The organism is Viridibacillus arvi (assembly GCF_001274945.1).
Lineage (GTDB): Bacteria > Bacillota > Bacilli > Bacillales_A > Planococcaceae > Viridibacillus > Viridibacillus arvi.
Window position 1 is genome coordinate 814,335 of the sequence record NZ_LILB01000005.1, and the last position, 25,291, is coordinate 839,625.

Annotated in this window: 20 protein-coding genes, 1 riboswitch and 1 other annotated feature (1 of these 22 running past the window's edge); of the genes, 1 reads left to right on the forward strand and 19 read right to left on the reverse strand. The window is 38.5% G+C overall.

The window, feature by feature from the left end:
- Positions 1-3: 3 nt before the first annotated feature.
- The 5 genes from priA to AMD00_RS13290 form a co-directional block, all read right to left on the reverse strand.
- Complete coding sequence (gene priA / locus AMD00_RS13270; protein ID WP_053417508.1) at positions 4-2,412, reverse strand: primosomal protein N'; 2,409 nt, start codon at positions 2,410-2,412, stop codon at positions 4-6.
- A complete protein-coding gene (gene coaBC, locus AMD00_RS13275) occupies positions 2,409-3,614 on the reverse strand; it encodes a bifunctional phosphopantothenoylcysteine decarboxylase/phosphopantothenate--cysteine ligase CoaBC (protein WP_053417509.1) in 1,206 nt (401 codons plus the stop codon). Before coaBC ends, priA begins: the two co-directional genes overlap by 4 nt.
- A gap of 75 nt (positions 3,615-3,689) precedes the next feature.
- Positions 3,690-3,914 carry a DNA-directed RNA polymerase subunit omega gene (rpoZ, locus tag AMD00_RS13280; protein WP_038183947.1) on the reverse strand — a complete coding sequence of 75 codons (225 nt, stop codon included), beginning with the start codon at positions 3,912-3,914 and terminating at the stop codon, positions 3,690-3,692.
- Between the two features lie 4 nt (positions 3,915-3,918).
- Complete coding sequence (gene gmk / locus AMD00_RS13285) at positions 3,919-4,536, reverse strand: guanylate kinase (RefSeq protein WP_038183944.1); 618 nt, start codon at positions 4,534-4,536, stop codon at positions 3,919-3,921.
- A 51-nt stretch (positions 4,537-4,587) separates the two neighbouring features.
- The gene (locus AMD00_RS13290; protein ID WP_245639517.1) at positions 4,588-5,451 is read right to left on the reverse strand and encodes a YicC/YloC family endoribonuclease; all 864 of its coding nucleotides are present in this window, start codon (positions 5,449-5,451) and stop codon (positions 4,588-4,590) included.
- 233 nt (positions 5,452-5,684) lie between these two features.
- Here AMD00_RS13290 and AMD00_RS13295 point away from each other — a divergent pair, with 233 nt between their 5' ends.
- Positions 5,685-7,373, forward strand: coding sequence for an Rqc2 family fibronectin-binding protein (locus AMD00_RS13295; protein WP_053417511.1), 1,689 nt, complete (start codon positions 5,685-5,687; stop codon positions 7,371-7,373).
- Positions 7,374-7,612: 239 nt separating this feature from the next.
- Here AMD00_RS13295 and AMD00_RS13300 read toward each other — a convergent pair whose 3' ends face one another.
- The 14 genes from AMD00_RS13300 to ileS form a co-directional block, all read right to left on the reverse strand.
- On the reverse strand, positions 7,613-8,542 hold the full coding sequence (locus AMD00_RS13300) for a VOC family protein (protein WP_053417512.1): 930 nt from the start codon (positions 8,540-8,542) through the stop codon (positions 7,613-7,615).
- Positions 8,543-8,652: 110 nt separating this feature from the next.
- Positions 8,653-8,762: riboswitch (SAM riboswitch) on the reverse strand.
- Between the two features lie 190 nt (positions 8,763-8,952).
- Positions 8,953-9,585 (reverse strand): orotate phosphoribosyltransferase, encoded by a 633-nt coding sequence (gene pyrE, locus AMD00_RS13305; protein ID WP_053417513.1) that lies wholly within the window; start codon positions 9,583-9,585, stop codon positions 8,953-8,955.
- Positions 9,585-10,295, reverse strand: coding sequence for an orotidine-5'-phosphate decarboxylase (gene pyrF / locus AMD00_RS13310; RefSeq protein WP_053417514.1), 711 nt, complete (start codon positions 10,293-10,295; stop codon positions 9,585-9,587). The genes pyrE and pyrF overlap by 1 nt, the downstream gene beginning before the upstream one ends.
- The gene (locus AMD00_RS13315; RefSeq protein ID WP_053417515.1) at positions 10,296-11,207 is read right to left on the reverse strand and encodes a dihydroorotate dehydrogenase; all 912 of its coding nucleotides are present in this window, start codon (positions 11,205-11,207) and stop codon (positions 10,296-10,298) included.
- Positions 11,204-11,980 carry a dihydroorotate dehydrogenase electron transfer subunit gene (locus AMD00_RS13320; RefSeq protein ID WP_053417516.1) on the reverse strand — a complete coding sequence of 259 codons (777 nt, stop codon included), beginning with the start codon at positions 11,978-11,980 and terminating at the stop codon, positions 11,204-11,206. Before AMD00_RS13320 ends, AMD00_RS13315 begins: the two co-directional genes overlap by 4 nt.
- On the reverse strand, positions 11,977-15,174 hold the full coding sequence (gene carB, locus AMD00_RS13325) for a carbamoyl-phosphate synthase large subunit (protein ID WP_053417517.1): 3,198 nt from the start codon (positions 15,172-15,174) through the stop codon (positions 11,977-11,979). Before carB ends, AMD00_RS13320 begins: the two co-directional genes overlap by 4 nt.
- Complete coding sequence (locus tag AMD00_RS13330) at positions 15,167-16,267, reverse strand: carbamoyl phosphate synthase small subunit (protein ID WP_053417518.1); 1,101 nt, start codon at positions 16,265-16,267, stop codon at positions 15,167-15,169. The genes carB and AMD00_RS13330 overlap by 8 nt, the downstream gene beginning before the upstream one ends.
- A complete protein-coding gene (locus AMD00_RS13335) occupies positions 16,264-17,541 on the reverse strand; it encodes a dihydroorotase (protein WP_053417519.1) in 1,278 nt (425 codons plus the stop codon). The genes AMD00_RS13330 and AMD00_RS13335 overlap by 4 nt, the downstream gene beginning before the upstream one ends.
- Before the next feature lies 1 nt (position 17,542).
- A complete protein-coding gene (locus AMD00_RS13340) occupies positions 17,543-18,421 on the reverse strand; it encodes an aspartate carbamoyltransferase catalytic subunit (protein WP_053417520.1) in 879 nt (292 codons plus the stop codon).
- A gap of 160 nt (positions 18,422-18,581) precedes the next feature.
- Positions 18,582-19,877: a uracil-xanthine permease family protein gene (locus tag AMD00_RS13345; protein WP_053417521.1), complete on the reverse strand. Its 1,296-nt coding sequence runs from the start codon at positions 19,875-19,877 to the stop codon at positions 18,582-18,584.
- Positions 19,878-19,907: 30 nt separating this feature from the next.
- A complete protein-coding gene (gene pyrR, locus AMD00_RS13350; protein WP_053417522.1) occupies positions 19,908-20,447 on the reverse strand; it encodes a bifunctional pyr operon transcriptional regulator/uracil phosphoribosyltransferase PyrR in 540 nt (179 codons plus the stop codon).
- Positions 20,448-20,656: 209 nt separating this feature from the next.
- A complete protein-coding gene (locus AMD00_RS13355; protein WP_053417523.1) occupies positions 20,657-21,571 on the reverse strand; it encodes an RluA family pseudouridine synthase in 915 nt (304 codons plus the stop codon).
- Positions 21,568-22,047: a signal peptidase II gene (gene lspA / locus AMD00_RS13360; protein WP_053417524.1), complete on the reverse strand. Its 480-nt coding sequence runs from the start codon at positions 22,045-22,047 to the stop codon at positions 21,568-21,570. Before lspA ends, AMD00_RS13355 begins: the two co-directional genes overlap by 4 nt.
- Positions 22,048-22,274: 227 nt before the next feature.
- On the reverse strand, positions 22,275-25,043 hold the full coding sequence (ileS, locus tag AMD00_RS13365) for an isoleucine--tRNA ligase (RefSeq protein WP_053417525.1): 2,769 nt from the start codon (positions 25,041-25,043) through the stop codon (positions 22,275-22,277).
- Between the two features lie 46 nt (positions 25,044-25,089).
- Positions 25,090-25,291, reverse strand: a binding site (T-box leader); it runs 24 nt beyond the window's last position.

Consider the following 25,291-nt stretch of genomic DNA (forward strand, 5'->3'; position numbering starts at 1 on the left):
TATCTAAATGGATGAAGGATCTAGATCAACTGTTAATTGAATGCCTTTTTTCACCCAATCTGTTCGATACATGCGAATTAATTGTTGTAAAATAGCCGTTAAATTGGGCTCTTTTTTATATTTTATCAAACATTGATAACGATATCTATTTTGCACCCGACTAATAGACGCTGCCGTCGGACCTATAATACCAACATTTTGTGATAGTTGCATACGTAACCAATCTACTGCCTTACCTGCATATTCTGCTGCCATCAGCACATCTTCATGCGTCACTTGTATAAGTACGACATAATAATACGGTGGATAGGCGAAACGCTGTCTCATTTGCATTTCCTGCACATAAAATGGTTCATAATCTTGTTCTTTTGAAAGTTCGATTGCATAGTGCTCCGGTGTATATGTTTGGATAAATACTTCGCCAGGTTTATCATGACGTCCTGCACGACCACTTACTTGTGTAAGTAATTGAAATGTACGCTCTGCAGCTCTAAAGTCCGGTAAATTTAATGAAGTATCAGCACTCAGAACACCCACCAAGGTAATATTCGGAAAATCAAGCCCTTTCGCAATCATCTGTGTTCCTAGTAAAATATCAGCTTCTCCACGTCCAAAAGCATCTAAAATACGTTCATGAGAACCTTTTTGTCTTGTTGTATCAACATCCATACGAAGCACTCTTGCTTCAGGAAAGAACTTATATATTTCACTTTCAACCTTTTGTGTTCCAGTACCGAAAAATCGAATATGTTCACTTTGACATTCAGGGCATTCATGGGGCACTTGTTCTTCATAGCCACAATAGTGACATTTCAGTTTTTCTTGAGAGCGATGATAGGTCATAGAAATATCACAGTTTTTACATTGCACAACCGTACCACAATCTCTGCATAACACAAAGGAAGAAAAGCCTCTACGATTAAGGAATAATACCATCTGTTCTTTTTTTTCAAGTCGAATACGAATTGCTTCTGCTAATTCCTCAGAGAACATCGAACGATTCCCGTTTTTCAATTGTTCCCGCATATCGATAATTTCAACTGTTGGTAAGGATTGCTGCATTGCACGTTTTTTCAATGTCAATAATGTGTACACTTGCTTCTTTGCTCTAGCAAAAGATTCTAAAGAAGGAGTTGCACTACCTAATATGACAGGACATTGATGAAATTCACTACGCCAAATAGCTACGTCCCGTGCATGATAACGCGGTGAGTCTTCTTGCTTATAAGTCGACTCATGCTCTTCATCCAAGATAAATAAACCTACATTTGTGAACGGGGCAAAAACAGCTGACCGAGCGCCGACTACTACCTTTACTTCCCCTCTTTGAATCTTTCGCCATTCATCATATTTTTCACCTTTTGATAAACCACTATGCAGAACAGCGACTAGTTCTCCAAAACGCGAGCGAAAACGCTCCGACATTTGAGGTGTTAAAGAAATTTCAGGGACGAGTACAATCGCTTCTTTCCCTTTTTCAAGAGCACTTTGAATAGCTTGTAAATAAACTTCCGTTTTCCCACTCCCTGTAATACCATGCAGTAAAAAAGTTGTCGGTAGTTCACTTTTCATCGCTGTCAATATTTGCTGAAGTGCTACTTCTTGTTCATCAGTCAGTGCAAGCGGCTTCGTCTTCACTGCATTCTTTGTAAATGGGTCTCGGTATACTTCTTCTTGAATATACGTGGCAGCCCCTTTTTCAATGAGCGCATTGAGAACTGCAGTGGTAATATCTAAGGTTTGACAAAGTTCTTCAGGTGTAAAGATTGCACCTTTGTGATCCACCATCCATTCAGCAACAATAACTTGTTTTTTTGCTCTTTTTGGAATATCAGCGGCAATTTGCTGCAACTTCACTTCATCATCCAAAATTTTCAACTTTCGGACAGCCTTTACTTGACCTTGTTGTTTGACGACGGTCTTTATTTGGACAATTCCTTGTCCAATACTATATTTCAATGATTTCAGAAGTCCAGCAACTTCTACTTTTTTATATGGAATTGATGATTTATTGCCAAAAAGATTTTGTAATTCAGCTGGCAGTTCATCTAGTTTACCTGTGAGATGAATGGTTTTTTCGTATTTCGCCCGTAACGCAGAGGGTAACATCACTTGTAATGCATCTATTTCAAAGCATAAAGTCTGTTTTGTCATCCATTGGGCAAGCTGGAGCATTTCACCTGTTAAAACAGGTTCAATATCGAGTAACTGTGATAGTGGTTTAAGTTTACCTTGTGGAACATCCGTTTCTTCCTTTAAAGCAGTGATGAAACCAAGCACATTGCGAGGGCCAAATGGTACTTTTACACGACATCCAGCTTCTACAAGTGCTTGCCATTCATCTGGTACAGCGTAGTCAAACGGTCGATCCACTGGATATGCCGCTACGTCTACAATGACTTGCGCAATCACGATAACCTTGCTTCCCTTGCTAAAATGGTTTTGAACAGCTCAAGAGCCAATTCTTTTTTAGGAAGATGAACGAATGTTTTTTCGAAATCATTATGACCAACGAGTGTAACCGTATTGGTATCAGTGCCGAAGCCTGCTCCATCTTGAGTTACATCATTAGCAACAATATAATTTGCATTTTTCTTTTCTAGCTTACCTTTTGCATACTTTAATACATCATTAGTTTCTGCAGCAAAGCCAATTAATAATTGATCTTTTTTAAGTTTCCCTAATGTTAGTAAAATATCAGTGGTGCGTTCTAATTCAATAATCGCATCACCTGGCTGTTTTTTCATTTTTTGCACATGCGCCGTTTTTGGGCGATAATCCGCTACCGCTGCTGTTTTTACAACAATATTGGCGTCATCATATTCAGTTAACATAGCTTGGAGCATGTCCTCAGCACTTTCCACATGAACAACTCTTACTCCAGCTGGAGGCTCAATTGCTACCGAACCTGATACAAGTACAGTTTCTGCACCTAATTCATGTGCTGCTGCAGCCATAGCATAGCCCATTTTCCCAGTTGAGAAATTAGTTAAATAACGTACGGGATCAATTCTTTCACGAGTTGGTCCTGCAGAAATTACAACTTTCTTTCCTTTTAAAAGTTCGTTTTTAGGTTCGAAAAACTGAGCAGCTAGTGCTGTAATTTTCTCTGGTTCTTCTAAACGACCTTTACCTACATATCCGCAAGCTAAAAAGCCCTCAGATGGTTCAATAAATTCATAGCCATCTTTAGCTAATTGGGCAATATTTCGTTTAACTGCAAGATTATCATACATATGAACATTCATTGCAGGTGCAATCCACACTTTTGCAGTTGTTGCTAATAATGTGGTTGTTACCATATCATCTGCAATGCCATTTGCAAGTTTACCAATTACATTTGCAGTTGCCGGAGCTACGATGATTAAATCCGCCCAATCCGCTAAATCGATATGTGCAATAACACTCGAATCTTTTTCATCAAAAGTGTCTGTGTAAACATCATTTTTAGACATTACTTGAAAGCTTAAAGGTGTTACAAAACGTGTTGCAGATTCAGTCATCATTACTTTCACATTTGCACCAGCTTGAGATAATTTACTCACTAATGCTACTGCTTTGTAGACGGCGATTCCGCCTGAAACACAAAGTAAAATGTTTTTATTTGCAAGCATTTTTTTCTTCCTTTCAAAACGACAAGCTCCCAAAGAAATGTTAATTTCCTCGGGAGCTTCTACGTTGTCATGTCATTAAACTTCGTCTTCGTAAATAGCTGATTCGTCTTGAGCTACTTGACTTAAAACGCCAGCAGAAACTTCTTCTAGTGCTTTACCTACATTCTTATGTGATTTATAAGATGAAAGTCTATAGTCACTACCTTCTTGCATTGCACGTGCTCTTTTTGAAGCAAGGCTAACTAATGAATATTTTGAATCGATTTTTTGTTTTAATACGTCAACAGATGGGTATAACATCTAATTATTCTCCTCTCAGCATAGCTAAGTATTGTTTTTCTACTCTTTCACGTCGACAATGCTCCGCAACTACGATTGCATTGACACGATCACAAGCTAATTGTACTTCATCGTTCTCAACGACATAATCGTACAAATTCATCATTTCTAGTTCTTGATTTGCAGCAGCAATACGCGTTGCAATCACATCTTCTGTTTCAGTACCACGCCCAACTAAACGTTGCTGTAATGCTGAAATGCTAGGTGGCGCAAGGAAGATGAATAAACCATCAGGAACCTTGTCACGAATTTGAGCTGCACCTTGCACTTCAATTTCTAAAAACACATCGCGTCCAGCATCTAAAGTTTTGTTTACATATTCTAGAGGTGTGCCGTAATAGTTCCCTACATATTTAGCATATTCAAGGAGTTGTCCTTGTTCGATTAAACTTTCGAATTCCTCTGTTGATTTAAAGAAGTAATCAACACCATCAACTTCGCCTTCACGTGGTAGACGTGTAGTCATGGAAATAGAATACTCATAATTAGTATCTGGTTGTGAAAAAAGTGCTTTTCGTACAGTACCTTTTCCGACACCTGAAGGGCCAGATAGGACAATTAATAATCCACGTTCTCTTCTCATGCTTTCTCCCTCATCATTACAATATATTAATAGTACATTTAGTAAACACAATTATTCAATATTTTGAACTTGTTCTCGCATTTTTTCAAGAATCGTTTTTGCTTGGACAACAGCAGCTGAAGCTTCAACAGATTGGTTTTTAGAGCCAATTGTATTAATTTCACGATGAATTTCTTGCAATAAGAAATCGAGTTTTCTTCCGATAGAAACATTATCTTGAAGCGTTTCATCAAGCTGGGCAAAATGACTTGATAAACGGTCTAATTCCTCAGCAATATCTGCTTTTTCAGCAAAAATTGCCACCTCTGCTAATATTCGTTCTTCTAATGCGCTTATGTCTGTAAGCTCTGCAATTCTTGTAACGAGCTTATCGCGATACTTTTGCACGGCTTGATCGGCCACTTTACGAATCAACTCAATTTGCTCTGCTAAATCCGTTTTAAAACCTACTACCGCTTCTTGCAATTCCTGACCTTCTCTTTCGCGCATTTGGATCAGTGCATTTGCAGCTTGTTGTACAGCTTGATCAACAGCTGTTAAAATTTCTTCTTTTGATGTCTCTTGCACTTTTACAGTTAATGCTTGCTCTAAACTCAAAAGTTCTGTCATCGACCACTTTTCGTCGAGCAATATCTGTTTTTGCAATTCTTCTCTTGCTTCTTTATAAGCATTGACTAGAGGCCAATTCACTTGTACAACTTGCTGTTGCTGTGACAATTCTTTCACATATACGGAAACATCTAACTTACCTCTTGAAACTAATGAGGAAAGCAATTTTTTTGTATGAACTTCCGCTTCCATCCACTCTTTCGGAAAACGTGTCGTAACTTCTAAAAAACGATGATTTACCGATCGAATTTCTACAGTAAGCTGAAATTGTTCCGTTGTTGTGACACCCCTGCCAAATCCAGTCATACTACGCACCAAGGTCAGTCACATCCTTCTTTGCATACTGATTTTTAATTATAACATATGAAAACAAGTTTTGCCTTGCAGATTTACTAGAAGTTCACTTAAGGGAACAAAAAAGATGATTAATATTGATAGTCATTAGTCACGAAGCACTACATTTTCCAAATCCTATACTTACCTATATAAACGAAAAAAATGTTAAGATAGAACAAAACGTTTTGAAAGAGGAATTACTTATGGCTTATGATGGTTTATTTACAATCGCAATGGCGAAAGAGCTACAACAGTTAGTAACAGGCCGAATCGCGAAAGTGCATCAACCGAACACCCAAGAAATCATTTTACATATACGTGCCAATGGTGGAAATCACAAATTATTATTTTCAATCCACCCTTCTTATGCACGTGTTCACATCACAGAACAAACAATTGAAAATCCGCCAGAACCACCTATGTTTTGCTCGTTACTCCGTAAACATATTGAAGGTGGATTTATTGAATCAATCCAACAACAAGGTGCTGACCGTGTTCTCATCTTTAAAATTGCTAGTAAAAATGAAATTGGTGACCCAATCACTAGGGAATTGCACGCGGAAATAATGGGGCGCCATAGCAATTTAATTTTAGTCGACAAAGAGACAAACAAAATCGTTGATAGCTTAAAGCATCTACCACCTGCTATGAATAGTTATCGCACAGTTTTACCTGGTCAACCTTTTATCGCACCACCAGAACAAGATAAGGAAGACCCTAAAACAATAAGCAGTGAATCATTACAACTATTCTTTGCTGAAGAAAAAAACACTCAAGAAATAGTACAACACTTTACAGGCTTCTCTCCCTTACACGCTACTGAATTGTTATACAGAAGTAAAACTACAGGGCAACCGATCGCTGACCTCTTCTCATTATTTATTGAAGAATTTGAAATTGGAGGGAATTCACCAACCTACGCTGAAGTACAGGGGAAAACATATTTTTCACCAGTGAAATTAACACATTTAAAAGGTGAGCATACAAGCTACCAAAACCTTAGCACTCTACTGGATCGCGTTTTCTTTGCAAGAGCTGAGAGAGACCGCGTTAAACAACAAGCTGGTGATTTAGAACGCTGGTTACAAAATGAAATTAGCAAACTTAAATTAAAATTAAAAAAGCTCCAAAAGGATTTGGATCGTGCAAACAATTTAGACCAATTTCAATTATCAGGTGAGTTATTAATGGCTAACTTGTACGCTTTTGAAAAAGGGCAAAAAGAAGTTACTGTTGTTAATTATTATAGTGAGGATAGTGAGGAAATCACAATCCCTATTAGCGAACGTAAAACACCTGTTGAAAATGCACAGAGCTACTATACTAAGTACAACAAGGCGAAAAACGCACTTATCATGGTACAAGAGCAACTTGATAAAACGCAAGAAGATCTAGCCTACTTTGAAATGCTATCGCAACAAGTACAACAAGCTGCGCCAGCTGATATAGAAGAAATTCGTGAAGAGTTAGCGGAACAAGGCTACTTGAAACTACGCGCTTCAAAACGACGTAAAAAGCCAACAAAACCAACTCCAGAAAAGTTCAAATCTTCTACAGGAATTGATATTTCAGTTGGTAAAAACAATAAACAAAATGATTATTTAACATTTAAAATCGCACGTAAATCTGAAATTTGGATGCATACAAAGGATATACCAGGATCACATGTCGTTATTCACTCTTCTGATCCTGATGAACAAACTTTACTAGAAGCAGCAACTTTATCAGCCTATTTCAGTAAAGCACGTGAATCATCATCCGTACCTGTCGATTACACAGTGGTGCGGCAAGTAAAGAAACCTAATGGCTCTAAACCTGGTTTTGTTATTTACTTTGAGCAAAAGACATTGTATGTAACACCAGATGAAGAACTAATCATGAAATTAAAATAATATTTTTGAAGAAAACATAAAAGGATTCGCATATTTTTTTTTTGCGAATCCTTTTTCTATTTAATAACTTAATTACTTTGCAGATACACCTATGTCTCCCCATTTTCTCGAAATGCACTACTCCCCAAATAACTTTCTAAATAAAGATAGGGCTTTGCTGCAATCATTTTAGCATGTGCTAAATTTTCTTTTAAGCATAATGATACGTTAAATCGTGGTAGCGATTTGTTTTAATTGTTTTATGCAATTTCAAAAACTATACGATTACCACTTGGATCTTCTACAACAAACTCATCCCTTAAGTCTTGGATTTGTATTTGCTGTTTAATATAATTTTTTGCTGTCTCAAAACTTTCTATTGTTGGTAATTTAAAACGTACTTCTTTTAACCCTGATTCATTATCAGCTGCCTTTTGAAGTCCTTTACCCGACCATACATTTCCCGCAAGATGATGATGATAGCCCCCTGCTGAAATAAAAAATGCCGTATCAATAATCATCTGTTCTTCAAAACCTAATTTATTTATATAGAAATCTGCAGATTCCTCTATATTTGCTACTCGCAAATGAACATGACCAATTATTGTTTCAGCCGGTAATTTCCCATCTGTTTCAAAATTAGCTAATGGGGCTAATTCTTTAAAATTAAGAGGATTACTTCCACTAGGATACTTATCCCAATCATCACGATTACGATCCGCATATATTTCTATACCGTTTCCTTCAATATCATATATATAAAACGCCTCGCTATAACCGTGATCACTCGCACTATCTAATCTTGCAATTGGAATATAGCGTTCAAAGTGCGGGAAACGTGAAGATTGCTCTATCGGGCTATCTATCGTCTCCTTATTACGCAGAATTTCGAAAAACTTCGTTGCAAACGCTTCTCTACTTGGTAATAAAAAAGCTGTATGGAATAAACCTGTACTTTTAGCTGGTTGCAATTTTTCTGCGGTTTTTTCTAATTCAAAAATAACGTTGTTACTGCCTTTCCCACCAAACTTAGCATGTTGTGTACTTCTTTCTAAAACAACAAGACCAACTACATTTTCGTAAAATGCAATTTGACGTTCCAAATCTTTTACTTTTAAAATGACACTTCCAACTTGTGTTGCAGCATCCAATACAAATTTACCTTGTGTCCCATCAATTCTTTGTACCATCTTTATAACCTCTCTCATTGTTATTTACCAATTACGGAATAAACGACTTCGATTCAAAAAAACTCCCTTTCTACATTTTCGAGAAAGAGAGTTGAGGGGGGCTAATTCAACTCTTATCTCTCATAATTGCACGCAATCATGTTGGAGTTAGCACCTTCCTAAATATTAGGGGTTGCTGAAACTTCAGTGGGCCAATTCCCTCAGTTTCTCAAGATAAGAAATCTATTTAATATTCCTAGTTAACTTATTGGTTTAATTGATTTTAAAACACTTTCCATAATTAAGCAACATATATACAATTATTTTTTTCATTTAAAGGATCCTTTATAAAGTAGAATTTTATACAATAAAAAAACTAGCAAGAGAGAATTCCTTTTCTCTTACTAGTTTAAAAAGCACCTATATTGGTTTTATTTTAATTTACCTGCTTTTAAATCAGCATGCCATTGCAATAAACCTGGAATGTCTGATTCATTAATAGCACCTGATTCTTTAGCCGCTTCAACTAATGCTTCAAAATTTGATAAGCAATAGTATGGAACACCCACTTCTGCAAAAGCTTGTTCAGCACGTGGTAGTTTATATGAATATACCGAAACGACACCAAGTACTTCGGCGCCTTCACGACGAAGTGCTTCTACTGCTGTAATGCTAGACCCACCTGTTGAAATAATATCTTCTACGACAACTACTTTTTGCCCTTCAGAAAGCTTTCCTTCTGTTTGGTTCCCACGTCCATGTTCCTTTGGTTTTGAACGTACATATACCATTGGTAAGTCTAAAATGTCGCTTACCCACGCTGCATGTGGAATTCCCGCTGTTGCTGTACCAGCTACTACATCTGTTTCTGGGAAGTTTTCTGTAATAAGTGATGCAAGGCCGTTTGCGATTGTTGTACGTACTTTTGGATACGATATCGTTAAACGTGTATCACAGTAGATTGGTGATTTAATACCTGATGCCCATGTAAATGGATCATTCGGGCTTAGCTCTACCGCCCCTACTTCTAACATACCTTGTGCAACTTCTTTTTGAATTGTCATTATTGTTGTCCTCCCCATAATTGTTGAACAGCGTGGTACGCTTCAACTGGATTTTCTGCTTGTGTAATAGCACGACCTACAACGATTTGCGTCGATCCTTCTTGGCGTGCAAAATCAGGTGTAGCAACGCGTTTTTGATCGTGTGCAGCACCGCCAGCCATACGAATACCTGGTGTTACTTTTAGGAAGCTTTCTCCACATACTTCGCTGATTGCTTTTGCTTCAAGTACAGAGCACACAACACCATCTAAACCAGCTGATTTTGCAAGTTTGGCATAATGCAATACTGATTGATCTAAAGACAAATTGATTTTTTGCTCGTTTTGCATTTCCTCTTCAGTTGTTGAGGTTAATTGAGTTACTGCAATTAAAGCTGGTCGCTGTTTACCTTCCTCAGTTCCCTCTTTTAATCCTTCAAGAGCAGCAGCCATCATATTTGAACCACCTGCAGCATGGACATTGACTAGGTCCACACCAAGTTTTGCTAAGCCCTTCATCGCTGATTTCACCGTATTTGGAATATCATGTAGTTTTAAATCTAAAAAAATGTCGTGACCTTGTGCTTTAATTTCGCGAATGATGTCTGGCCCTGCTTGTAAATAAAGCTCAAGACCCACCTTCACAAATAGTGGCTCATTGAACTGTGAAAGAAATGTCATTACTTTCTGTTCATCTGGAAAATCTAACGCGATAATAGGCTTATTATTCATTTAGCGGTGGCTCCTTCCAATTACATCTGTTAATTTGTCATAACCTAATTCATCTAGCTTTTGTGGTAATGCTTCTATAATATTTGGGCAGACGAATGGATCCACAAAGTTTGCAGTACCTACTGCTACCGCACTTGCTCCTACAGATAGAAAGTCGATAACATCCTCTGCAGTTGCAACTCCGCCCATTCCAATAATCGGAATATTTACGTTTCGGCTTACTTCATGGACCATACGAATTGCTACTGGTTTAACAGCTGGGCCTGATAAACCTCCCGTACCGTTAGCAATAATAGGTTTTCCTGTTTTCGGATGCAGACGCATACCGATTAATGTATTAATCATCGTAATACCGTCTGCCCCGCCCGCTTCTACAGCTTTAGCGATTTCAGAAATATTCGTTACATTGGGTGATAATTTTACATATACAGGTACATCTGATACCGCTTTTACTGCTGCCGTTAAGTCACTAGCTGATTTCGGATCTGTACCAAATTGAATCCCACCACATTTAACATTTGGACATGAAATATTCAACTCTAATGCATGTACATTTGGTGCTTTTGAAATAGCCTCTGCTACTGCTACATAATCGGCCGTTTCTGTTCCAGCCACATTAGCAATAATCGGCACATCATATTTTTCTAACCATGGAAGTTCATGTGCTAAAACATGCTCTAAACCTGGATTTTGCAAGCCAATGGCATTTAACATACCTGCTGCTGTTTCAGCAACACGTGGTGTTGGGTTGCCAGAGCGTGTTTCTAAAGTTGTTGCTTTAATCATTATTGCACCTAACTTTGATAGATCATAAAGTTGTGCGTATTCTTGTCCAAATCCGAAGCAGCCTGAAGCTGGGATAATTGGGTTTTTTAATGATAGGCCTGGTAATTCGACTTGTAATCTATTCATAGCTTCACAACTCCTCTCGGGAAGACTGGACCGTCAGAACAAATCTTCAAGTATTCTTTTTCTGTTGCATCTGTTGTATTACATACGCAAGCATAGCAAGCTCCGATGCCGCAGCCCATGCGTTCTTCAAAGGATAGGAATCCTTTTTTATCAGGATAAGTTTGCTCTAATGCCCCTAGCATCGGAGTTGGTCCGCAGCTATAAAAAACATCAAATTCTGGTGCTTTATCTCTTAATAAGTCTGTGACAAATCCTTTTGTTCCTTGACTACCATCTGCAGTTACTATATATGTGTCGTCTAACTCGGAAAATTCCTTTTCGTAAAAGACGTTGTTTTCAGATTGGAATCCTAGTACATGAATCGTGCGTACTCCCTTTGCATGCAATTCTTTTGATAGCTGATACAAAGGAGGAACGCCAATACCACCTCCAACTAAAAGTGCTGTTTGCCCTGGCTCTATTTCTTCTACAGGGAAACCATGTCCTAGTGGGCCAAGTACGTCTACTTCTTCACCTGGTCGTTTTGCAGATAAGATTGTCATACCTCGACCTTCTGCTCGGTAAATCATTGTGAACTGTAATAGTTCATGATTAATTGACGCGATACTAATCGGCCTTCTTAATAAAGGTTCAAATGTATCCGTTACTCGTATATGGACAAATTGACCCGGTTGTTTCATATCAAGGACAAGCTGACCCGTTAAAGTCAGCTCAAAAATATCCTCAGCAATTTGCTGTTGGCGTACAACTTGCATACGTTCTTGGTGAATCATCCTCGCACCTCCTGCTTAGGCATTTCTTCAGCTGTAAAGGTCATAGATTCGATTACTCGAAGCATTGCCTCTGCAGTATCAAGAGATGTTAAGCATGGAACCCCATTTTCTACTGATTCACGGCGGATACGGAAACCGTCACGTGCGGGTTGTTTTCCTTTTGTTAATGTATTGACGATTAATTGAGCACCGCCATTTTGGATAACGTCTAGTAAAGTTGGACCATTTGATCCAATTTTATCAACAACACTTGCTTTTAGACCTGCTTCTTCAATTGCTTTTGCAGTACCTGGTGTTGCTAGAATACTATAACCGATATTCGTAAAGCGTCTAGCTAAAGCAATTGCTTCTTCTTTATCTTTGTCTGCTACTGTCATTAAGACTGAACCGTGATCCTTAATATCCATACCAGCTGCTACTAGACCTTTATATAGTGCTTTTTCTAGCGTGCTATCTTTACCCATTACTTCACCTGTTGATTTCATTTCAGGCCCTAATGTAATGTCCACTCGACGCAATTTAGCAAAGCTGAATACCGGTACTTTCACGTACACACCTTGTTGAATCGGAGCTAAACCAGTTGGGTAACCTTGCTCCACAATTGATTGACCAAGTATCGCTTTTGTTGCAATATTCGCCATTGGTAAATTCGTAATTTTACTTAAGAATGGTACTGTACGAGATGCACGTGGGTTTACTTCGATAACATATACTTCGTCATCAGAAATTACATACTGGATGTTCATTAAACCTTTGATTTCCAACCCTTTAGCTAAACGTGTTGTATAGTCTGTTAATGTATCAATATGTTTTTGAGACAGTTGTTGAGGTGGATATACTGCAATCGAGTCACCTGAGTGAACACCTGCACGTTCGATATGCTCCATAATACCTGGGATCAAGACGTTTTCACCGTCACAAATCGCATCTACTTCAATTTCTGTACCAGTTAAGTATCTATCAACTAATACTGGGTGCTCTGGGCTAGCTTCAACCGCATGCTCCATGTAATATTGTAGTTCTTCTTCGTTATAAACGATTTCCATTGCGCGTCCACCTAGTACATATGATGGTCTCACTAAAACTGGGAATCCGATTCTCTTAGCAATAACAATCGCTTCTTCTGCGGAAGTAGCCGTTTTACCCATTGGTTGTGGGATACCGATTTCGTGTAGTGCTTCCTCAAAACGATCGCGTGATTCAGCACGGTCAATTGCATCTAGTGATGTTCCTAAAATTTTCACGCCTCTTGCTTCTAGTTTATCTGCTAGGTTAATAGCTGTTTGTCCACCAAATTGTACGACAACACCTTTTGGTTGTTCCAGATCAATGATGTGCATAACATCTTCGATTGTTAATGGCTCGAAGTATAGCTTATCAGAGATTGAGAAGTCAGTTGAAACTGTTTCTGGGTTTGAGTTAATAATAATTGCCTCGTATCCTGCTTCTTTAATCGCCCATACAGAATGTACTGTTGCATAGTCAAATTCTACCCCTTGACCGATTCGTATTGGACCTGATCCAAGCACGATTACAGATTCACGTTCTGATTTAATTGATTCATTTTCATCTTCGTAAGTACCGTAGAAGTATGGTGTTTCTGATTCAAATTCAGCAGCACATGTATCTACCATTTTGTAAACTGGTATGATGCCATTTTCTTTACGGAAATCGTAGATAGCAGACTCTGTTGTATTCCAAAGTTTCGCAACTGTTTCATCTGCAAAACCTATACGTTTTGCTTGGCGCAATACGGCTTTGTCATGCGGATAATCTTTTAATACAGTTTCATAATCCACTATGTTTTTAAATTTATTTAAGAAGAATAAATCGATTTGACTCCAGTCATGGATTGTTTCGATTGTCACGCCTCGACGCAATGCTTCTCCCAGGAAGAATAGACGCTCATCTCCTGCTTTACGAATACGCTTTTCAATCCATTGATCTGACAACTCTTCAGGATTTTTCATTTCAATATGTTTATGGCCAGTTTCAAGTGAACGAACCGCTTTTAGCATAGCTTCCTCGAAATTACGGCCGATTGCCATTACTTCACCAGTTGCTTTCATTTGAGTACCTAGGTTACGTTTTGCATTTTCGAATTTATCGAAAGGCCAGCGTGGAATTTTCGCCACAACATAGTCTAGTGCCGGTTCGAAGCATGCATAAGTTTTACCCGTAACAGGGTTCATCATTTCGTCTAGTGTTAAACCGACTGCGATTTTCGCTGCAAGCTTCGCAATTGGATAACCAGTTGCTTTTGAAGCAAGTGCTGATGAACGTGATACACGTGGATTTACTTCAATAATGTAGTAGTTGAAACTATGTGGATCAAGGGCAAGTTGAACGTTACAACCACCTTCGATTTTAAGTGCTCGAATGATTTTAAGCGATACATTACGTAGCATATGATATTCACGGTCTGATAAAGTTTGAGATGGTGCAACTACAATTGAATCCCCTGTATGAATTCCAACTGGGTCAACATTTTCCATGTTACATACTACGATTGCATTGTCTTTAGAGTCACGCATTACTTCATATTCAATTTCTTTAAAACCTGCTATTGATTTTTCTAATAAACATTGTGTTACCGGGCTATATTTTAAACCTGATGTAACAGTTTCATTTAAATCTTGGTCGTTATAACAAATACCACCGCCAGTTCCGCCAAGCGTAAATGCTGGACGAACGATTACTGGATAACCAATTTTTTCAACGAAAGCGTGTGCTTCTTCTAAGTTGTGGATAATGTCTGATTCTGGTACAGGAACTCCTAATTCGTACATTAAGTTACGGAACAAATCACGGTCTTCTGCTTTATTAATGGCATCAAGTTTTGTACCAAGGATTTCAATGTTTAGTTCATCTAAAATACCTGATTCATGCAATTCAATAGCCATGTTTAAGCCCGTTTGGCCACCTAATGTTGGTAGGACTGCATCTGGGCGTTCTTTACGGATAATACGTGATACAAACTCCAATGTAATTGGTTCGATGTATACTTTATCTGCGATTTGCGTATCCGTCATAATTGTTGCTGGGTTTGAGTTAATTAAAATGACGCGGTAGCCCTCTTCTTTTAATGATAGACATGCTTGTGTTCCTGCATAATCGAATTCTGCAGCTTGTCCGATTACGATTGGGCCTGACCCGATTACTAAAATGGTTTTGATATCTTGACGTTTAGGCATGGTGTTGCTCCTTTCTAGTATCTACATTCATTAACTCGATGAATTCATCAAATAAGTGGTTTGAATCTTCTGGTCCTGGCGATGCTTCTGGGTGATATTGTACTGTGAATACTGGGTATTCTTTATGTTTTAAACCTTCAATTGTTCCGTCATTTAATGCAAGGTGAGTAACTTCTAAATCAGTTCCCTCTAGTGAAGCTGGATCGACTGCATAGCCATGGTTTTGAGAAGTTAGTTCAGTGCGCCCAGTTTTTAGTTCTTTTACTGGATGATTGGCACCACGGTGTCCAAATTTAAGTTTGAACGAATCTGCTCCACATGCTAGTGCGAAAAGTTGGTGTCCTAAGCAAATACCGAAGATTGGCACTTTTCCGATTAGGTTTTTTATTGTTTCAATTGCTTCTGGAACATCTTTTGGATCTCCAGGTCCATTTGATAACATTATACCGTCTGGATATAAAGCTAAAATTTCTTCTGCTGGCATATTGTAAGGAACTACAACGACATCACAGTCACGTTTGTTTAACTCGCGTAAAATACCATGCTTCATACCGAAATCAATTAATACAACTTTTTTACCTCGACCCGGGCTTGGGTACGGTGTTTTCGTAGAAACTTGCTCTACTTGGTTTGTTGGGAATGTAGTTGATTTTAACTTTGCTACTACCTTTTCAACATCTACTTCTTCTCCTGCTGCAGTTAAAGTAGCTTTAATCGAACCCATTTCACGTATCAAACGAGTTAACTTTCTTGTATCAATCCCTTCAATACCAGGGATTTTTTTCATTTTGAAGAATTCATCTAATGTTGTGTCACAACGGAAATTTGATGGTGTTTGCGCTAATTCGCGAACAACAAATCCTTTTATTGCAGGATCAATTGTTTCAAAGTCATCACGATTAATACCGTAGTTACCAATTAACGGATATGTCATTGTCACAATTTGTCCTGCAAATGATGGGTCAGACAATGTTTCTTGATAGCCTGTCATTCCTGTTGTAAATACAACTTCTCCGTCTGATGCTAGGTCACTACCAAATGCTTGTCCTTCAAATACAATACCGTTTTCTAAAATTAACTTTCTGTTTGTCATTGTGCTTCCTCCCATACGATGTTACCTTCAAAGATTGTCATTACTGGCCAGCCTTTTGCTGTCCATCCATTGAATGGTGTGTTTCTACCTTTTGATACGAAACCTTCAGCATCAATTGTTTGCTCTTTATTTAGATCAAGTAAGATTAAATCTGCCGATGCGCCAACTTCTATCTTGCCATACGGTAAGTTGAATAACTCAGCTGGTTTTGCGGCCATCCAATCTATTAATTGTTTTAATGTCCATTTACCTGTTTCAACAAATTTTGTATACAGTAGTGGGAATGCTGTTTCAAAACCGACAATGCCGAATGGTGCACCTACCATACCACAGCATTTTTCTTCAACCGTGTGTGGTGCGTGGTCTGTTGCAATACAGTCAATCGTGCCATCAAGTAATGCTTCGTGTAATGCTTGTAAGTCATCATTCGCACGTAATGGTGGATTCATTTTCCAGTTTGCATCATCAGAAGGAATGTCCATTTCTTCTAATAGAAGATGGTGAGGACATACCTCCGCAGTTACGTTAATGCCCGCAGCTTTTGCATCGCGCACCACTCTTACTGATTCTTTTGTTGATACGTGACATACATGGTAATGTGCACCTGCTGCTTCAGCTAGTAAAACGTCCCGAGCAATTTGCACTGATTCACAAACAGATGGTATACCCGGCAACCCTAACTCTTGATTTCGAGTACCTTCGTGCATCACGCCATCGTAAATCAATGAATTATCTTCGCAGTGAGCAACGACTGCCATACCAATTTTCGCTGCATCTTTCATTTGCTCAAACATCGTTGCTGCTTCTTGTACACCAACACCATCATCAGAGAATGCAACTGCACCATGTGCTTTTAAGTCTGTTAAGTTTGTGCGTTTGTCGCCAGATTGTGCGACTGTTAAAGACCCATAAGGTAACACACGAATGACTGCACTATCTTCAATCAAACTATTTATGTAGTCCAGATTTTCAATTGAATCTGGTACGGGCTTTGTGTTAGGCATTGCACAAATTGTTGTGAAGCCACCCTTTGCAGCTGAAGCTGTGCCCGTTGCAATCGTTTCTTTATGTTCGAAACCTGGTTCACGAAGATGAGTATGTACATCTACAAATCCTGGGGCTACGACAAGACCTTTACCTTCGATTACTTCAGCAGTCTCAGCTGAGATTGAAGCACCGATTTCTTTAATGTTTCCATCCTCTATTAGGATGTCTGTTGATTGAAACTCGCCTTGTTCATTTAACATTTGAACATTTTTCAGTAATTTTGTCATATTAGCCTCGCCCCTTTAAAATATGTTCTAGTATTGCCATGCGGATGAATAATCCGTTTCGCATTTGAGAGAAGATTCTTGAACGCTCACATTCTACTAATGATGAATCAATTTCTACACCGCGGTTAATCGGTGCCGGGTGCATAATTATTGCTCCATCCTTCATCATTTTTTCACGTTCCTCAGTTAAGCCATATCTTTCTCTGTATGACTCAACTGTGAATCCATCATATGCTGCTTCACGTTCATGTTGTACCCGAAGTAGCATTATGACATCACTCTTTTCGATTAGTTGATCCCAATCTTGATGCGCCTCATACTCACCTTGCCACTCTGGAGGACAAACAAAGTTGACGTTTGCTCCTAAAGTAGTAAGTGCTGTTGCATCTGATTTTGCAACACGACTATGAGAAACATCACCTGCAATTGTAACATTGACGCCTTCAAATTTCCCGAACTCTTTGAATATTGTGTATAAATCAAGCAAAGATTGAGAAGGATGCTGCCCGGCACCATCACCAGCATTGATAATTGATACGTCCAAACCTGCTAAAAGCTCTTCGTAGTATGCATCTTGTTTATGACGAATAACGACTGCATCTATACCGCTTTGTTGAATCGTTTTTACTGTGTCGTACAATGTTTCACCCTTTAGCACGCTTGAGAAGCCTGCATCGAATGGAATTACTGTAGCGCCTATTTTTCTTTCTGCTGATTCAAATGATGTTTTTGTCCTTGTGCTTGGCTCAAAAAATAGGTTTGCGATAAAGTATTCTTTCTCTAGTTGCGGCTTCGCACCTGCTTCAAATTCAGCAGCGCGGTTTAAAATCAGCATAATTTCTTCTTTTGATACTTCATCCATTGACAGTAAGTTTTTCATCATGAGCCTCCTAGTTTATAAATAAAGCCTCCCTAGATTAGTAGGGAGGCTGAGGAAGGATATGACAGGATAAGCATAGCGCTTTCGCGCATGCTTTCGAATCTATATAACCCTTCTTTGCCTCTCTGGGCAATCTGTTAAAAGGTACAGTATTTAAATGTTATTCATCCAAATCAGCGACTTCTTTATCGCGACCTGGTAGTACTAAGTTTAAAATGACACCGACGATAGCTGCTAAGGCCATACCTTCAATTGCAAATGTGTCAGAAACTTGCGGTATTTTCAATGTTGCGCCACCGATTCCAAAGATCAGGATAACTGATGCAATGACTAAGTTGCGCTTATCATCGAAATCTACTTTATTTTCTACTAGCATACGTAGACCACTAGATGCGATGATTCCAAATAATAGAATTGACACACCACCCAACACTGAAGTTGGAATTGTTTCGATAACTGCCATTGCTTTTGAAAAGAATGCCATCACTATCGCTAAGATTGCTGCGCCACCGATGACGTACACACTATATACTCTTGTTAATACAAGGACGCCGATGTTTTCACCGTAAGTTGTCTTCGGTGGTCCACCGATGAAAGCGCTCATTAGTGTTCCTAAACCATCACCTAATAGTGAACGATGTAAACCAGGTTCTTTAATGTAGTTACGATTTACAACTTTGCCTAATACTAATTGGTGGCCAATATGTTCTGAAATTGTGACAATCACGATTGGCACCATCGCAAGAAGCAATGTGCTTGTCACTTTGAATTCATAATCTATTCCTGGGATTAAGAAGTCAGGAAGTGCAAACCATTTTGCTTGTCCAATTGCAGTATAGTCAACAATACCGATTGCTGCTGAGTATATATAACCCACTACTAAACCGATTAGAATTGGCATAGTGCTAACGATATTTTTGAAGAAGATTGTACAAATAATGGCTGCTGCTAACGTAACTAGTGCTGCAGAGAAGTCAGGGAAACTATATATCTTCCCACCGTTACCATCTGGAATATTCATCGCCATATCAACTGCGACAGTTGCAAGAGCTAGACCAATAACCATAATAACCGGCGCTACAACGATTGGCGGTAATAACTTCATAATCCATTTATAACCCGTTTTCCAAATGAGTAGTGAGACTATGCCGTAAGTTAAACCGACGAACATTGATCCAATCATCGCACTTCCAACACCACCCGTGTTTGATACAAAGATAATTGGTGTAATAAAAGCGAATGAAGATCCTAAGTAAGCAGGGACTTGAAATCTTGTTACTAATAAGAATATCAGCGTTGCGATACCGCTTGTTAATAGGGCCATCGCCGGGCTTAGACCAGTAAGTTTAGGTACTAATATTGTTGAGCCGAACATCGCAAACATATGTTGAGCACTAAGTGTAATAAGTTGTAGTGCTTTTGGTTTTTCATCTATATCTAATACTGCGTTTGCCATATCCTGTTATCCTCACATTCTTTACCTTGCTTATTCGTGAATTGTGACGCAATCTGTAGCATCAACTTCAACCATGTTAACTACGATTCTTTCATTTCCTGATGTTGGAATGTTCTTCCCTACGTAATCAGCACGAATAGGTAGTTCTCTATGACCACGATCGACTAATACGGCTAGTTGGATTTGTGAAGGTCTTCCTAAGTCCATGACCGCATCCATCGCTGATCTTACTGTTCGACCTGTGTATAGCACATCATCTACAAGAATGATTTTTTGCTCTGATACGTTGTCCGTAATATCAACTTGCTGTACTAGTGGCTCTTCGTTGTCTGTTTTTGTTGATAAATCATCACGATATAGTGTGATATCAAGTTCTCCGGTACGAATTTCCTTACCTTCAATTCTATTGATCTTTTGCGCTAACCTTCTTGCTAAATAAGCGCCTCTCGTTTTAATACCTACTAAAATGCACTCATCGATCCCTTCATTGCGTTCAATGATTTCATGAGCGATTCGAGTTAAAGCACGATTCATAGCAGGTTCATCAAGTAATACTGCCTTCTGTGTCATTATTTTTCCTCCTTTCATTATGGGCATAAAAAAACCTCTTGAGCAATGAGCCCAAGAGGATATAGGTGTACTTAAGATGTGCCGAAAAAACTTGCATCACAAGGATTTTCCACATTTCACGCATACCTTCTCAGCCTCTCTGGACTGTCTTTAAAGGTGAATATTTAGTTTTTCACTACGACAAGTATATTACTCTAGGACTTAAAATGTCAATAGTTACTTTTCAATTCTTTTAATAACTCTTCATAATCGGCTGGTAATGGCGCCTCAAATTCTAAATACTCACCAGTTGAAGGATGGATAAAGCCTAATACACCAGCGTGTAGAACTTGTCCACCAAAGTCGAGCGTTTTTCTCGGCCCGTATTTTGGATCACCCGCTAATGGATAACCAATATAGTTCATATGGACACGGATTTGATGTGTACGTCCTGTTTCTAGTCTACATTGGACAAGAGTGTAATCCACTCCTAAACGGTCGATTACAGTAAAATGCGTAATCGCATGCTTTCCATTATCAACAACACCCATTTTTTGACGATCGCGCGAATCACGACCTATCGGAGCATCAATCGTTCCTTTGTCGTGTGGGATATGACCATGAACAAGCGCAGTATAACGACGAGTTACTGTCTTATCTACAAGTTGCTGTACTAATGATTCATGTGCTTTATCGTTTTTGGCAACCATTAATAAACCTGAAGTATCTTTATCAATACGATGCACGATTCCTGGACGGGCTACACCATTAATGCCTGATAAATCTTTGCAATGATACATTAGTCCATTTACAAGAGTACCAGTTGCATGACCTGGCGCTGGATGTACGACCATGCCTTTTGGCTTGTTAACTACAATTACGTCGCTATCTTCATAGACGATTTCTAAATTTAAATCTTCCGCTACTATTTCAAGTGGTTCTGTTTCTGGAGGAGTTACTGAAATAACGTCCCCTTCTTTTACTTTATATTTTGTTTTAACAGGCTCATCATTTACCATAACGATTCCATCTTTTAACCAAGCTTGAATTTGAGAACGTGACCAGTCTTGTTGCATTGCTGCAAATGCTTTATCAATACGCTCACCATTCAATTCTTGCATTACTGTATAACTTACTGCTGTCATTGCTTCACCTTTTTCTGATTGAGTTTCTCTTCAAAGAGCATATAAATAATTAACATCACAACACCAATTGTTAGCGCTGCATCAGCAATATTAAAAATCGGGAAATCATAATTAATAACTGGGATTAGAACATTAACAAAATCCACTACTTCACCGCGAAACACACGATCAATAAAATTACCAATCGCTCCACCTAATAGGAACATTAAGCTCACTTGAAATAATGGCTTTCCTTTTGCTTCTTTATGAAAATAATAAAGAATACCGATTATTACAGCTACCGTAACAAGTGCAAATAACCAAAATTGTCCCTGTAACATTCCCCATGCTGCTCCGCGATTACGATGCGAAAGAAGTCCAAAATACGGATCCCATAGCATGATGTTTTCACCAAGTTGCATGTTTTTAACGATACTCCATTTTGATAGTTGATCGATAATTACTACAAAAGCTGCTAGCCCATAATATTTATACACCGCAATATCCTCCGTTTACTCTATATCTTAACCATTTTAACATAATAGGGCTATGAATGAAAAAAACTACTCATAATATACTTCTTTTTGCAACAAAAAACCGCTTTCAATGAATAATAGCTGAAAAAATCCCTCACATAAGCAGGTAAATATACTATTATGTTATTTCAGCTTTTTCATTTAAAAAATGAGCAGTCCGATAAAATTATCGGATGCTCATTTTTTTATTATGCTTCAGTATAGTATTTTTCTACAACATCCGCACAGTTTGCACATAATGTTGGGTGTGACTCACTTTGACCAACTGTTTCAGAAATTGACCAGCAACGTTCACATTTTTCACCTGTAGCTTTTTCTACAAGAACAGCTACGTTATCAACTACAACTGCTTCTGCTGGAGCTTGTGTAGTTTCACCGCCTACAACGAATTCTGAAACGATATTCAATTGAGCAAAATTAATATCTTGGTCTGATAGTAAAGCCGTAGTTGCTTCATCTGCAAAGACAGTTACTTTTGCTTCTAATGATTTACCGATTACTTTCGCGTTACGCGCTTCTTCTAAAGCTTTTAAAATTGCATTACGAACAGTTATAATTTGAGCCCATTTCGTGCGTAAAGCTTCAAAATCTTCTTGTTCAACAGCTTCTGGCATATCAGTTAATTGAACACTTACTGCCTCTGTGTTATCTAAATACGACCACATTTCATCTGTTGTATGTGGGATGATTGGAGTTAATAATTTTAATAATGCTTGTAATGTATCATACATAACCGATTGCATTGCACGACGGTCTGTATTATCTTGACCTTCGATATAGACAACATCTTTTGCAATATCTAAGTAGAATGAGCTTAACTCAGTTGCTACGAAGTTGTTGATTATGTGATATACGCTTGCAAATTCATAGTTATCATAATGCGTACGTACCGCTTTAATCACATCTTGTAATTTCATGTACATATAGCGATCTACTTCACGAAGGTCTGCATATGCTACGCGATCTGTTTCCGGATTAAAGTCACTCACATTACCATGTAGGAATCGAAGCGTATTACGAATTTTACGGTATACTTCAGAAACTTGCTTCATGATGTCCATAGAAATACGAACGTCAGCTGTGTAGTCTACTGATGCTACCCATAAACGTAGAATATCGCCACCGTATTGGTTCATTACTTTGATAGGAGCGATAATATTCCCGATAGATTTACTCATTTTGCGACCTTCGCCATCTAATACGAAACCGTGAGAAAGTAACCCTTTATACGGCGCATGCCCGTTTATAGCAACACTTGTAATAAGTGAAGAGTTAAACCATCCACGGTATTGGTCAGAGCCTTCTAAATACAGGTCTGCAGGGTAACGTAATTCTGGGCGTTCTTCTAATACACCTTGGTGTGTCGAACCTGAGTCAAACCAAACGTCCATAATGTCGGTTTCTTTAGTGAATTCGCCATTTGGGCTACCTGGATGAGTGAAGCCTGCTGGTAATAAATCTTTTGCTTCACGTTCGAACCAAATGTTAGAACCGTGTTCTTTAAATAGATTTGCAACATGCTCAATTGTCTCTTCAGTGATAATTGGTTCATCATTCTCAGCATAAAATACTGGAATTGGAACACCCCAAGCACGTTGACGAGAAATACACCAATCCCCGCGGTCACGAATCATATTGAATAGACGTGTTTCACCCCATGAAGGTGTAAAGTTTGTATCACGTATTGCTTGTAACAATTCAGGACGGAATGCTTCAATTGATGCAAACCACTGTGCAGTTGCACGATAAATAACTGGTTTTTTTGTACGCCAGTCATGTGGATATGAGTGCGAGAAGAATGAAAGTTTTAGTAATGCTCCTTTTTCTTCTAATGCTTTTGTTATTTCTTTATTGGCATCATTATAGAACAATCCTTCAAAGCCAGGAGCCTCTTCAGTTAATACACCACGGTTATTAACTGGGCTTAAAATACCGATATCGTATTTTTTCCCTATGTTAAAGTCGTCTTCACCATGTCCAGGAGCTGTATGAACACAACCAGTACCGGCGTCAAGTGTTACGTGATCTCCGCACATAATCAATGAATCACGGCCGTATATAGGGTGAGCTGCTACAACGTATTCTAAATCTTGTCCAGCGATTTCACGATCAATTTCGTAGTTTTCCCATTCTAACGTTTCTGCTACTTTTTCAAGTAAACCTTTAGCGATGATAAATTTCTTATCAGCTACTTTTACTACAGCATATGTGAATTCTGGATTCACGGAAATACCTAAGTTCGCAGGAATTGTCCAAGGCGTTGTTGTCCAGATGATAAAACTTTCATCAGTATTAACTACACCTTTACCGTCTTTTACACCAAATGCAACATAGATAGATGGCGATTTGATATCTTGGTATTCGATTTCTGCTTCAGCTAATGCTGATTCACTTGATGGAGACCAGTAAACTGGTTTTAAACCTTTATAGATATAACCTTTTTTCGCCATTTCACCAAATACTTTAATTTGACGCGCTTCGAATTTTGGTTGTAATGTGATATATGGATTATCCCAGTCACCACGTACACCAATACGTTTGAATTGAGTTCTTTGACGATCAACTTGCTCGTAAGCATACTCTTCACAAAGTTTACGGAATTCCGCTGTAGTCATTTCTTTGCGTTTTACACCTTTGTTAGCTAATGCTTGCTCGATTGGTAGACCATGCGTATCCCAACCTGGTACATAAGGAACGAAGTAACCAGTCATTGAACGGTGACGATTAACCATATCTTTTAATACTTTGTTTAATGCATGCCCCATATGAAGATCACCATTTGCGTATGGAGGACCATCATGTAAGATGAATGCTGGGCGATCTTTTGTACGTTCTAGCACCAACGCATTGATGTCCATTTCTTCCCATTTTTCTTGAATTTTCGGTTCATTAGCCGGCAAATTTCCACGCATCGGGAAATCTGTTTTCGGCATTAATAACGTATCTTTATATTCCATATAAATCCTCCTTTTTTTTTTGCAAATAAAAAACTCCCCGTCCCAAAAAAGGGACGAGGAGGAATTATCTCGCGGTACCACCCTAATTGCGTAATATAAATAATACGCCTCTTAGACACCTTAACGTGGTGTGAGCCGAGATTACTTACTGTTTTTGTTCAGTAATCTAGTTCCAGAGTGATTTTCTTCCTTGAGTGTTTAGTCTGAGCTTACACCGTCCTCAGATCGCTATTACATCACTCAAAAAA